This is a genomic window from Acidimicrobiales bacterium (assembly GCA_041394245.1).
GTDB lineage: Bacteria > Actinomycetota > Acidimicrobiia > Acidimicrobiales > Aldehydirespiratoraceae > JAJRXC01.
On the sequence record JAWKIR010000003.1, the window covers coordinates 719,448 to 731,294 of the forward strand.

Genomic DNA, 11,847 nt, shown 5'->3' on the forward strand with positions numbered 1-11,847 from the left:
TCATGTGGCGCGGCGGGCGGTGACGATGAGGCCGTCGGCGCTGTAGGGGCGGCCGAGGCGGCCGAGCATGCGTTCGAGCCCGAGCACCGAGCGCACGGCGACCGCTTCGAGTCGCGATCGTTGACCGCGATCGCGCACCGTCGGGACGTAGGTGACGCTCCCCGTCGGTGTCCATCCCTCGCGCTGCATGAGCTGGGTGAGGGTCCGCCACGTGAACATCACCACATGGTCGGGATGGTTGACCTCGACCCGGCGGGTGATGTTGGCGACGACGTTGACGAGGCCGTAGGCGTTGGGTGTGGTGACGATCAGGGTGCCGCCCGGGGCACAGAGCAGGGCCATCGCCTCGAGGAACGGACCGGGTGCGCCGAGATGCTCGATCACCTCGCCGGCGAGGACGACGTCGGCCGGCTCGAGGTCGAGAGCGGCGACGGCATCGGGGTCGGTGCAGTCGACGAGATGGGCGACGAACCCGCCGTCGAGGGCGGCCTGGACTCCGGGCCCGTCGAAGTCGAGCCCGACGAGCGAGGTCGCGACCTCGGCGAGGTGGCCGTGGAGCCAGCTCCCGGCCCGACCCTGCTCCTCGCGGAACCCCGCATCGGCGAACCCGACGTGGATGACCCGCTTGCCCCGGCACTGCTCGACGAGCCACGGGATGCGATCGACGATCGATGTGCGGGGCAGCGGGTGGGCCATCTCGTCTTGCCCGTACTCGGGAATCTCGGTGCTCACGTGACGCACTCCGGGGTGAAGGTCGGTAGGTCGCCCAGTTCGTGGACGACATCGATCAGTCGGCGTTCGGTGCCGGCAACGACGCTGCGCACCCTCTGCTTCATGCCCTTGCGGCCCCACCACATCACGCGACTGCCGAGCCGGCCGACCTCGGGGAGGAGCCACCGTTCTTCGTCGGGATCGAAATCGTAGGGGTGGGAGTAGAGCCACGCATGGCTCGGCGAGCGCTTCGCGGCCCAGCGGATGAGCGGCGCCGGTGCAACACGGAGATAGACACCGCCCAGGAGCGGAACCGTCGCCGGACCCAGACCGAAGGTGGGCGACGGGATCTCGATCAGACCGCTCGGCCAGCGGAACGGCTCGTCGGGTGCGCCCGGCCATCCGTAGAGCGGGTTGCGGGCGGGCAGGACGCTCGAGCTGTAGACGAAGCCGAGCTCGGTGAGGATCTCGGGTGCCCAGGCGGACTCGGGAACGAGCGAGAAGATGGGCGCCCGGAAGCCCTGGACGGGCGCCTGGATGGCCTGCGCGAGTCGGTCCATCGCCTCGGCGGTCGCGGTGCGAAAGGTGTTGGCCCCGACGTCGGGCAACGGGGTGTGTGTCGCGCCGTGGAGTCCGAGCTCGTGGCCGCGGGCAGCGACGCGGGCGACGAGGTCGGGGTGGTCGCGCACGACCTCGCCGACGACGAAGACGGTGCCGATGACGCCCCACTTCTCGAGATCGTCGAGGAGTTCGTCGGTCACCGCCGGGAAGCGCAGCTCGGCCGAGTCGTCGGGCCGGTGGTCCTCCAGATCGAGGGTGAAGACGACCGGACTCATGGCTCGACCGGCGTTCGCCGTGCTGCGCGGAACACGCCCTCGGCGCGGAGTCGGTGGAAGATCCAGCTCAGCGCGACTGACGCCAGCACGATCATGGCGACGTCGATCGGCACCCGGTAGCGGGTCAGCCCGAAGGTCACGGCCGACGCGAACATGACCATCGGCCACATGGCCAGCAGGGGTGTGAGCCGTTGCCCTCGTCGACGCAGCAGAAGGGCGCCGATGACGGTGAAGGGGACCAGCGCGTAGTAGATGCCGAGGCCGACGGTGCTCGGCTCTTCCCACCGACCTTCGACGCGATAGTTCATCTGCAGACTGTGGCCGACGCGGAAGACCTCGAGTGACCGACCGACACGGGCCAGGGCGACCTTCGGGTACCGATACCAGTTGTCGACGTAGTACGCGAGTGCCTGTTCGCGGTTGAACCGGTCGCGGACGGTCTCGTCGTAGATCACGCGTTCGGGATCGTCGGCCGTTCGCCACGAGCCGGGCAGCTCCTCTTCGAGGAGGACCTCGAGCCCACGTGCGCCGAAGCAGTTGGCCCAGAACCCGAGCGACGGTCCCGACCAGGCTTCGTCGCAGGCCCCGGCCATGAGCACGGTTCCCGATGCCGACGTGAGCGTCACCGGACGGTCTTCGAAGCGGATGTTGTTGTAGATCAGCCATGGCGACAGCACGATCAGGCCGGCGACCCCGCACAGCACGGTCTGGCGGAGCTTCTCGCGGGTGTCGAGCGTCGCGGCCCACCAGATCAGGGGGATGACCAGGAACGCGTAGAGACTCGTGGCCTCGGCCCGTACCAGCGCGGCGAGTGCGATCGCCACCCCGACCAGGGCGATGTTGCGGCGGCTCGGGCGGCGGATCCACTCGTAGCCGGCCCAGAAAACCAGCACCACGAAGGGCTGGTACATGCCCTCGGAGAGCAACATGATGTCGTTGACCCACATGAGCGGGTGCAGCGCGGCGATCACCGCGGCAACGACACCGGCGACGTTGCCGGCGAGACGCCGGGTGAACAGGCCGATCGCGAGCACCAGCACGAAGCCCCAGAACGTGGCGGCCAACCTGTGGTCGGTCACGCCGTCGAAGCCGAGCTTCGACCAGCCGGCGAGATAGCCGGCGAAGAGAGGCGGGTCTCCGGCCGACTCGAGCCGCACGGTCGCGACACCGCGCTCGATGCTGTCGTAGTACTCGAGCGGGTTGAGATAGCGGCCCGTCTCGGCGAGGACGTTGGCCTGCAGATGGCCGTACTTTGCGTCGCCGGCGAGCGTGTAGCAGAACGGCGACGGGATGTCGCAGGTCGGGCGGTAGACCAACACCGTCCAGATCCGAAACGCCCAGCCGGCCACGGCGATGCCGACGATGAGGCGTGCGGCTCGCGGTGTCGTGCGGATGCGGTCGAGCGGGCTCACGCGTCGACCACCTCCTTCGGTGCGACAGTGGTACTGCGTCGTGCAGGACCGTAGCGGTCGAGCAGTTCGGCCACGGCGACGGCGGCGAGCACCGCGAACACCAGGTCCGCGCCGACGCGATAGCGCGAGATCCCGAACGTCATCGCCGCGGTGAGGATCGACACGCCGGCGACGGCCGCAACCGGCAGCAGGGTCGTCGTCCGGCGCCACACCAGGGCGCCGGCGACCGCGCCGATCATCGCCGCGTAGTGGGCCCACAGGCCGACCGTCGCGTGGGACCGCACCCGCCGCTCGAAGAAGACGTCGAAGTCGATGCCCTGGAGCGGGCGGTAGAGGCCGAGGATCCGGCCCACCCGGGCGGCGACGACCTTGGGTTGCTGGTCGAGGTGGTCGCCGATGTAGGCGCTGGCCTTCGCGTACTTGGCCGCGCCGATCTCGGACTCGTCGGCGCCCTCGGGCCAGGTGGATCCGTCGTCGCACCCTGCCGACCAGTAGCCGAGGTAGGGGCCCGAGTAGGTCTCGTCGCAGTTGCCGAGCTCGAGGACGTAGCCGGGTCCGACGGCGAGATACGTGGGCTCCTCGAACGTGGCCAGGTTGCGGCCCACCCACGGAGCGAGCAGCACCATCGCGAGCCCGGCCGCCATGGCCGTGCGCCGGAACCGGTCGGGCCACGCGAGGCGGGGATGGAACATGACCAGCGGCGTGAGCAGCAGGAAGAACATGAGGAACGGTTCGCTGCGGGTGAGTGAGCCGAGCGAGAGCACCACGGTGAGCTCGAGGATGCGACGCACCGACGGATCGTCGTAGGCCCGGTGGGCGAACACGAGGGCCCAGGCCGCGAGTGGGATGTAGAGCGACTCCGAGAGGATCAGGGCGTCGTTCATCCACAGCGGGGGGTAGAGGGCGACGGCGAGCATCGCGATCGCCGCGGCCCGTAGGTCGACGTAGCGCCGCACCAGCAACCCGACCGGCAGCACAACCGAGGCGGAGACGACCCCGCTGGCAAAGCGGTGCCAGGTCACCGTGTCGAGGCCGAGGAACGACCAGATCGACAGGTAGACGGTGAAGCCGGGCGGGTGGGCGGCGGTCGGGACGATGATGTCGTTGACCTGGTACTCGAACGGGTTGGCGAACCCGTGGCCCTCGGCGAGGAGGTTGGCCGAGAGGTGGTAGTAGAGGTTGTCGTTGAGCGTGCCGACCTCGACGAGGGGGACGACGCCGGTGTACCAGCGATCGAGGACCCACCAGCGCACCAGCACGGCCAACGCGAAGGCGGCGGCCACGAGCAGGGCGAAGGGACTCCGCATCACCTGTCGGACTCTCTCACCCCAGCGCACCGAAGAATCGTACTTGTGGCGTACGGTGGCGACTCATGCGTGTGACAGTGATCGGCCACTCGTGTCTGCGGGCGGAGACCCGCGCCGGAACGATCCTTGTCGACCCCTGGCTGGTCGGCTTGTGCTACTGGCGGTCGTGGTGGCACTTCCCGCCGAGCACCGAGCCGACCGCCGAGCTCCTCGCCCCCGACTACGTCTACCTGACCCATCACCACTTCGATCACTTCCACTATCCGTCGATGCGCAAGCTCGATCGTTCGGCGAAGGTGCTGATCCCGCGGTTCGGTGTCGACGTGATGGCCGACGAGGTGGTGAGCCTCGGCTTCGAACGACCGCAGGAGCTCATCCACGGCCGGGTGCTCGATCTCGGGCAGGGGGTCCGGGTCGCCTCGTACCAGTACGGCTTCGACGACACCGCGTTCGTGATCGCCGAGGACGACCACGTCATCGTCGACGTGAACGACTGCAAGATCCGTGGACGAGCGTTGGACCAGCTGGTCCACGACTTCGGCACCCCGACGCTCGCCTGCAAGAGCCATTCGTTCGCCCAGTCCTATCCGGTGCTCTACGACAGCGCGGACCCGGCCCAGCTCGCTCTCGTGTCCGCACAGACCTACATCGACGACTTCCACGAGGTCATGGGTCGGCTTCGCCCTCGCTCTGCCATCCCGTTCGGTTCGATGGTGGGCTTCCTGCACCCCGACAGTGCCCCGCTCAACGCGCACCTGGTCACCCCCGGCGCGGTGGTCGAGGGCGTCGCGGCCCGGGGCGGCATCGAAGGCACCGAGGTCATCACGATGGCCCCCGGCGACGTGTGGGACAGCGAGACAGGGTTCGAACGCAGTGACTTCGACTGGTACACCGATCGCGACGCTCATCTGGCCGAGCTGACCGAGAAGTACGCACCGAAGATCGCGGCGCAGACCGCGGCCGAGGAGGGTGTGCGCGTCGATTGGGCCGACTTCGAGGCCCACTTCGGCCGGTTCGTTCGCGAGGTCCCGCGGGTCGTCGGGCGTCGGCTCGCCCCGCGCCCGTTCGTGTTCCACGTGCCTTCCGATGTCGACCGGCCCTACTGGTGGGTCTCGTTCGGATCCCGGTCGGTCGGGCGCGCCGCGTCCATGCCCGCTGATGCCTCCGGGCTCACGACGATCCCAGAGGCGGTGTTGCGCGACGCGATCCGCGACCGGGTCGTCCAACTCCTCCACGGCGCGATGCGAATCCACACGTCGCTCGCGCCCGGTGGTGTGCAGAGCGACCTCGGGTTCTGGGGACTCGTGATGATCTGGGAACTCGGCTACCTGCCCTTGCGTCGCAGCGCGCGCGGCCCCCGTCTGTGGATCGCGATGGCCCGCCGCTGGCGAGAGTTCGTCGACATGGCGCCGAGCATCGTCTCGCGCAACCCGGTCGACCATCTCGCGGGAGGATTCGGCGCCGACGTCTGAACGGTGTTCAGGCGCAGCCCTCGCCGCGGCCCAGCTGTGTCTGCAGGCCGGCCTCGTAGCTCGTGACCGTGAGTGTCTCGTGGTCGATCCGGAAGAACATGCCGAGGTGCTGCTCGGTCGGGTCCCTCGGCGTGAAGAGGTAGTCCTCGGTCCCGGAGTACTCGTTCAAGCGGGTCGAGAGCCGGTCGTCGCCGAGTGCATCGCGGAGTTCGTCGACGGAGGTACCCACCCCGATTCCCGACGGCGTGCGATGGGACCCGTCGATGAGGACCGCGCCGACCGATGCCGTGTCGAGCGACTCGCTGGCGGATGAGATCGTGAACCCAAGCCCAGGAGAGAGCCACCCATAGCCGCAGCCCCCGCTGGCTTCGCCCCATTCGACCGCCACAAATGCGTTCCCCGTGGCGTCGGCTACTTCCTGCGGCGACATCCCGGCGCGGAACGCCCCGACTCCGGCGACGCTCACGGGGTCGTCGTCGGCGATCGGTGCCCCGTTGGTCGGGTCACCCGGGACGTACACCGCGGGGCTTTCGGGTGGCCCGGACCACTCGACCGGACCGATGAAGGCCACGCCTTCGACGGCGGAGGCGAAGCCGCTGTCGAGGGGGAAGTCGTCTCCGAGACCGAAGGTCAGAGTGTCGTACAAGGTCGAGTCGAAGGATCCTTCTGGTCGCGGAGCGGTGACCATGAAGACGGCACGCTCACCACGGTCGAGCACCGGCGACCCGGGCGCGTAGTCGAGGGGGCCGCCAATGGGCACCGTGTCGCCGCGGATGAGGAAGCCCGGATCCTGCAGGCCACAGGGGCTATCGGAGATGTTGATCACGAAGAGGACGTTGACACTGAGACTGCGCGACGGTTCTCTTGGATAACCCGGGACAGCGAAGAGATCCGTGGCCGGCGCGCACGGCCGGAGGTCGACGGGCGGTCTGGGGACGACGAAGGCCGACCCGTCAGGCGAACCGGTCGTGGTGGTGGGATCGGTCGTCGGATAGTCGGGCAACGTCGTGGTCGGGGTCCTGGTGGTGGTCGTTGACAGGACCAGGGACGGAGGAGTCGACGACAACTGGTCGGACAGCGCCGGCGAGGGGTCGTCTGTGCACGAGGCCGCGCTCAACCACAGCGAGGCCAGGACCATGAGGAAGCGCCGCCGCGTCGGCATGGTCCTTGAAGCTACTGCCTTCCGTCGCTCCGAACTAGGGTCCCCGCATGCGCCGTTCGTGCTCCGCCCTCCTGCTCACACTCACCCTGGTCCTCGTTGCGGCGTCGTGTGGTGACGACGGCGGGTCCACCGCCGATCCGGCCATCGAGTCCACGACCACCACCGAGGGGGTCACCTCCACAACCGTTCCGGAGGCGCCGGCGACCACGACGACCACCGCAGCACCGACCACCACGACCACCGCCGCTCCCGAGCCGCTGCTCGTGCTGGTGAGCAACGACGACGGTGTCGACGCACCCGGCATCGACGCCGTGGTGGAGATGTTGATCGCTCGGGGCGATGTCGAGGTCGTGGTCGTCGCCCCCGACGGCAACCGCAGTGGCAGCTCCGACACCACCACCGAAGACGGTGAGGTCACCGCCGTCGAGGCGACGACCGCCAGTGGCTACCCGGCAGTCGCCGTGAGCGGATTCCCGGCCGACGCCGTCATCCACGCCCTCGACGTCATGGGGATCGAACCCGACCTCGTCATCAGCGGCATCAACGAGGGCGCCAACATCGGACCGTTCAGCGAGCTCTCGGGCACCGTCGGTGCTGCCCGGACCGGCGCCCGCGCCGGCTACCCGGCCCTGGCCGCGAGCTCGGGTCTCGGCGAGCCGGTCGACTTCCCGGCCGGGGCCGCGGCCGTGTCCGACTGGCTCGACGACAACATCGAGGCGCTGCGCGACGACCCTGCGGCCTTCGTGGAGAGCCTCAACATCCCGAGCTGCGCCGAGGGCGAGGTCCGTGGCGTGCTCGAGGTCCCGACGGCAACCGACTTCGCCGGACGGGACGCGCTGGCTTCGGACTGTCTCAGCGAGGCGACCGACGCCGCCGACGACGTCGACGCCTTCAACTTCGGCTACGCCAGTCTCGCCGTCCTGACCTTCTGAGCCTGAGCCTCCCCGGGCCCGCTCAGTAGGCGTCCATGTCACCGACGCCTCAGTAGGCGTCCATGTCGAGGAACTCGAAGGTGTCGAGGACGATCGCGTCCTGGTCGACCTCGGTGTCGAGGTGGCGGATGATCAGGTTCAACGGTGACGGTTGGAGTCGGCGCGGCGGTCGGATGCCGCGCACAGCGACCGATGCGTTGAACCCGGCGTAGACGGCGAAGCCGGCGCGGTGGAACCGGGTGGCGGTGCGGATGGCCCGGGTGGCGTCGATGGCGGCGTTGCCGCCGGCCATGGGGAACACCTTGAGCACGACGCACGCCGGGATCGGCCCGAGGTGCGAAACCGTGGTGATGAGTGCGACGTCGTCGGCCTGGTGCACGAAGTAGCGGGTCTCGGGGCAGGCGAGTCGCCAGCGCAGGACCTCGGGCGTGTAGTCGGTGGCCCAGCCGGTGACCCGATGTCGATCGACCGTGGCGGCGAACTCCTCGAAGGCCGGCGAGTCGAGCCAGTTGGCGTCGATCTCGGCGTGGGTCATGCGTCGTCGGCCCCGTCCGAGCGGTTGCACCACTCGAACGGGGAGTGGACCGACGAGGCGCCATCCCATGTATTTCACGACAGCACCCGTCGACTTCTCGTTGGTGACGCCGACGACGAACGAGCGCCCGTCGGCCGCGGCCTCCTCGTAGATCTCGAGCCCGATGCGGGTGAAGTGGCGGGCCCGCTGGTGGTCGTGGTGGACGACGGCATTGAGCGACCACGCCCCGTCGGTGTGCTCACCGCCCGGACCGCGGTAGCGGCGGGGCATGTTGGCGTAGTGGGCGACGAGCTTCGTGGTCGGGCCGTCGGCCACCTGCTGGTGCCGTTCCCACGCTCGTCCGAGCGGGTTCTCCCGGTAGGCCCAGCGCAGGTAGTCGCTCGAGACGAATCGGGGGTCGGGGAGTTCACCGTCGAGGAGGGCGGTCGCGGCATCGAGGATCGCGGGGTCGTCGGAACGGCCGTCGATCGTCCAGCCCTCGACACCGTCGTGGACGGTTGCCCCGTCGGGAGGTAGCGGCGTCGTCATCAACGGGACGGTACCGTGCGCTCACCGAGAGCCGGGAGCACGCGTGTCCGAACTGATCGAACTGTCCTCGAGGATCATCGACCGCGGCGTGGCCGACGAGCCGATGAACCGCATCACTTTCGAGCTCTCCGAGATCGCCGACGGCGTGTCGGTCGTCGAGGCGTTCAGTCACATCTGGAGCGTCGACACCGGCGACGGACTGGTCCTCGTCGATGCGAGCGGGTCGCTGTCGGGGACGCGCTGCATCGATGCGATCCGGGCGTGGCGCGAGGATCGGGTTCACACGATCGTGTACACCCACGGCCATGCCGACCATGTCGGCGGCAGCCCGGCGATCTTCGCCGACGCGGTGCAGCGCGGGCATGCGGTGCCCGATGTCGTCGCCCACGAGGCGGTGCACGATCGGTTCCGGCGCTATCGCGACACCGCGGGCTGGAACCTGGCGATCAACTCGCGCCAGTTCGGCGGGACGAAGCTCGACCCGAACTTCATGGGCGTGGGCGACTGGCGCTATCTCCCCGACGACGTGGCCGAGCCGACCATCACGCACGACGACGGGATGGAGCTGACGATCGGCGACACACACTTCGAGCTCCATCACGCCAACGGCGAGACCGACGACCACACCTGGCTCTGGGACCCCGCTCGCAAGGCGGTCTACGTGGGCGACCTGTTCATGTGGAACTTCCCCAACGCCGGCAACCCGCAGAAGGTGCAGCGGTTCGCCGGCGACTGGGCGACGGCCCTGCGCGACATGATGGCGAAGGGTCCGGAGTTAATGCTGCCGGCCCACGGCCTGCCGGTCGAGGGTGCCGACCGGGTTGCCCGGGTGCTGGGCGACGCGGCAGGCGCGCTCGAGTACCTGGTCGAGGAGACGGTGACCCTGATGAACCAGGGCGCCACGCTCGACACCATCGTCAACACGGTGCGGCTGCCCGACCGCTATCGGGAGCTGCCGTATCTCGCCCCGACCTACGACGAGCCCGAGTTCGTGGTGCGCAACATCTATCGGCTCTACGGGGGATGGTGGGACGGTGACCCGTCGACATTGCACCCTGCGCCCAAGGCTGCGCTCGGGGCCGAGGTCGCCGCTCTGGCCGGCGGGGCGACCGCCCTCGCCCGGCGGGCACTCGAGCTCGTGGAATCGGGCGACCTCGCCGTCGCCGCCCATCTCGTGGAGATGGCGACGATGGCCGAACCCGGCAATCGGGAGGTCCACGAGATCCGCACGGAGGTCTATGGCGCCCGCCGCAGCGTCGCCACGTCGCTGATGGCGCGTGGGATCTACAAGAGCGCGGTCAACATGTCGATCGAAGCGCTCGAAGCGGGCGGTTCAGCTGCGCAGTGACGCCACCGGATCGTTGACCGGGCGGAAGTCGTCGCCGGCAATGGTGACGGGTGTGGCGAGGATCACCAGGTCGCCCGAGCTGAGCAGGGCCTGAACCCGGCCGCCTCCGTCGCGCCCGATCTCTTCGACCCGCAGCCACGCACCGTCTCGATGGATCCAGTTGCCGACGCGCACCAGTTCGGGCGGGAGGACCGCGGCCGGGCGAACCCGCACCGGCGGAGTCGGCGGCGCCTGGCGCAGCAGCCGGATCGACGGGACGAGGATGGCCAGTGAGCCGAGCGCACACATGATGCTGACGAGCATGACGGTCTGGTCGCCCTCACCGAGCGCGCCGCTGACCGCCAGGCTGAGACCGGCGCCGAGTACCAGCGCGGCGACGACGACGAGGCCGATCGTGCCGAGGCGATCGTCGTCCTCACTGCGCGGCCCTTCGACCAGTCGACCGCTCTCGGCGTATTCGAGGATCTGCGAGGTCACGTTGCGTGGCCGTCGTTCAACCCAACCCATCTGTTTCCTTGTCGGTGATCGCCCGTGAAACGCCGCTGCGAAAGGGTGGCACACGATCCGCCGCAGCGCCAGTGGTGGCATCGGCAACCGGTGCAGCAGGCCGGGACGGAGCTGGAATCGAGAAACCCCCGAACCTGAGGGTTCGAGGGTTTCCGATGTCATGACACATCACAATCGTGCGCGAGGGGGGACTTGAACCCCCACACCCTTTCGGGCACAGGCACCTGAAGCCTGCGCGTCTGCCAATTCCGCCACTCGCGCGTGGCCGTTCACCGAGATGAACGTCCTCCGAGGCTAGCGCGGTCCCGCGCGAGTTCGCCCACGATCGCGGCCTTCATTGCTGAGCGCATCCGAGTGATTCCGGCACGGCGCTAACCTCCGGGCGTGGGCCTGCGATCAGTGGAACGACGCCTCGAGCGCTTTGTGGAGGGAACGGTCGGCCGGTTCTTCCGTGGCGGCGTGCGTCCGGTCGAGATCGGCCATCGGATCGCTCGCGTGATGGCCGACTCCCGCAGCGTCGGCGTCAAGGGTCAACCGGTGGTCGCGAACCACTTCACGGTGCGACTCGCGCCCGACGACCTGGAGCGGTTCGTCGAGGTGAAGGACTCGCTCGGCCGTGAGCTCTGCGACGCAACGCGAGATCACGCGAGGGAGGAGGGCTGGACCTTCATGGGCCCGGTCCAGGTCGAGATCGAGGCCGACGACACGGTTCGGGCCGGCGCCATCGAGGTGACGGGCCGGATGAAGGAGGCCGACGGTGGCGTCGGGGTGCTCCTCCTGCCGACCGGGCAACAGGTCGTGCTGGGCGAGTTCACCGTCACGATGGGTCGGCTGCCGGAATGCACCATCTCGTTCGACGATCCCAATATCAGCCGGGAGCACGCGCGGATCCGTCCCGACGGTGATGGCTTCGTCCTCACCGACAGCGGCTCCACCAACGGCACGCTGGTCAACGGTGTGCCCATCACATCCCACCGTCTCGCCGACGGCGACCGGATCGGTGTCGGTGCCACGACGATCGAGTTCCGGGCCGGCTGAACCCACCGGGTTGGTGGCGCGTCACTTGTCGGGCGGCGCGCAGCGTTAGTCTCGGCGGA

Annotated in this window: 11 protein-coding genes and 1 tRNA gene; 4 read left to right on the plus strand and 8 right to left on the minus strand. The window is 68.9% G+C overall.

Annotated features, from left to right (window positions below; all coding sequences use genetic code 11):
* From R2707_18140 to R2707_18155, 4 genes are read right to left on the minus strand one after another with little or no spacing between them, the layout of a single operon-like run.
* The gene (locus tag R2707_18140) at positions 1–732 is read right to left on the minus strand and encodes a methyltransferase domain-containing protein (GenBank protein MEZ5247016.1); all 732 of its coding nucleotides are present in this window, start codon (positions 730–732) and stop codon (positions 1–3) included.
* Positions 729–1,547, minus strand: coding sequence for a polysaccharide deacetylase family protein (locus R2707_18145; GenBank protein MEZ5247017.1), 819 nt, complete (start codon positions 1,545–1,547; stop codon positions 729–731). Before R2707_18145 ends, R2707_18140 begins: the two co-directional genes overlap by 4 nt.
* Positions 1,544–2,959 carry a glycosyltransferase family 39 protein gene (locus R2707_18150; GenBank protein ID MEZ5247018.1) on the minus strand — a complete coding sequence of 472 codons (1,416 nt, stop codon included), beginning with the start codon at positions 2,957–2,959 and terminating at the stop codon, positions 1,544–1,546. The genes R2707_18145 and R2707_18150 overlap by 4 nt, the downstream gene beginning before the upstream one ends.
* The gene (locus R2707_18155) at positions 2,956–4,266 is read right to left on the minus strand and encodes a glycosyltransferase family 39 protein (protein ID MEZ5247019.1); all 1,311 of its coding nucleotides are present in this window, start codon (positions 4,264–4,266) and stop codon (positions 2,956–2,958) included. Before R2707_18155 ends, R2707_18150 begins: the two co-directional genes overlap by 4 nt.
* A gap of 65 nt (positions 4,267–4,331) precedes the next feature.
* On the opposite strand from R2707_18155, the gene R2707_18160 reads away from it, so the two are divergent.
* On the plus strand, positions 4,332–5,738 hold the full coding sequence (locus tag R2707_18160) for an MBL fold metallo-hydrolase (GenBank protein MEZ5247020.1): 1,407 nt from the start codon (positions 4,332–4,334) through the stop codon (positions 5,736–5,738).
* Positions 5,739–5,745: 7 nt separating this feature from the next.
* Here the strand turns inward: R2707_18160 and R2707_18165 are convergent, their stop codons facing one another.
* Positions 5,746–6,900 (minus strand): hypothetical protein, encoded by a 1,155-nt coding sequence (locus tag R2707_18165; GenBank protein MEZ5247021.1) that lies wholly within the window; start codon positions 6,898–6,900, stop codon positions 5,746–5,748.
* A 47-nt stretch (positions 6,901–6,947) separates the two neighbouring features.
* Between R2707_18165 and R2707_18170 the strand changes: the two genes are divergently transcribed.
* On the plus strand, positions 6,948–7,832 hold the full coding sequence (locus R2707_18170) for a 5'/3'-nucleotidase SurE (GenBank protein MEZ5247022.1): 885 nt from the start codon (positions 6,948–6,950) through the stop codon (positions 7,830–7,832).
* A gap of 49 nt (positions 7,833–7,881) precedes the next feature.
* Here R2707_18170 and R2707_18175 read toward each other — a convergent pair whose 3' ends face one another.
* Positions 7,882–8,895 carry a hypothetical protein gene (locus R2707_18175; protein MEZ5247023.1) on the minus strand — a complete coding sequence of 338 codons (1,014 nt, stop codon included), beginning with the start codon at positions 8,893–8,895 and terminating at the stop codon, positions 7,882–7,884.
* Positions 8,896–8,938: 43 nt separating this feature from the next.
* Here R2707_18175 and R2707_18180 point away from each other — a divergent pair, with 43 nt between their 5' ends.
* Positions 8,939–10,243: an alkyl sulfatase dimerization domain-containing protein gene (locus R2707_18180; GenBank protein MEZ5247024.1), complete on the plus strand. Its 1,305-nt coding sequence runs from the start codon at positions 8,939–8,941 to the stop codon at positions 10,241–10,243.
* Here the strand turns inward: R2707_18180 and R2707_18185 are convergent.
* A complete protein-coding gene (locus R2707_18185) occupies positions 10,229–10,720 on the minus strand; it encodes a hypothetical protein (protein ID MEZ5247025.1) in 492 nt (163 codons plus the stop codon). The genes R2707_18180 and R2707_18185 overlap by 15 nt on opposite strands.
* 207 nt (positions 10,721–10,927) lie before the next feature.
* Positions 10,928–11,011 (minus strand) — tRNA-Leu (locus R2707_18190).
* A gap of 123 nt (positions 11,012–11,134) precedes the next feature.
* Here R2707_18190 and R2707_18195 point away from each other — a divergent pair.
* Positions 11,135–11,788: a DUF3662 and FHA domain-containing protein gene (locus R2707_18195; protein ID MEZ5247026.1), complete on the plus strand. Its 654-nt coding sequence runs from the start codon at positions 11,135–11,137 to the stop codon at positions 11,786–11,788.
* Positions 11,789–11,847 lie beyond the last annotated feature (59 nt).

Bases quoted from the DNA above. Each gene is read 5' to 3' on its own strand.
- R2707_18145 (MEZ5247017.1), bottom strand. From the start codon at position 1,547: ATGAGTCCGGTCGTCTTCACCCTCGATCTGGAGGACCACCGGCCCGAC.
- R2707_18155 (MEZ5247019.1), bottom strand. From the start codon at position 4,266: ATGCGGAGTCCCTTCGCCCTGCTCGTGGCCGCCGCCTTCGCGTTGGCC.
- R2707_18160 (MEZ5247020.1), top strand. From the start codon at position 4,332: ATGCGTGTGACAGTGATCGGCCACTCGTGTCTGCGGGCGGAGACCCGC.
- R2707_18165 (MEZ5247021.1), bottom strand. From the start codon at position 6,900: ATGCCGACGCGGCGGCGCTTCCTCATGGTCCTGGCCTCGCTGTGGTTG.
- R2707_18170 (MEZ5247022.1), top strand. From the start codon at position 6,948: ATGCGCCGTTCGTGCTCCGCCCTCCTGCTCACACTCACCCTGGTCCTC.
- R2707_18175 (MEZ5247023.1), bottom strand. From the start codon at position 8,895: ATGACGACGCCGCTACCTCCCGACGGGGCAACCGTCCACGACGGTGTC.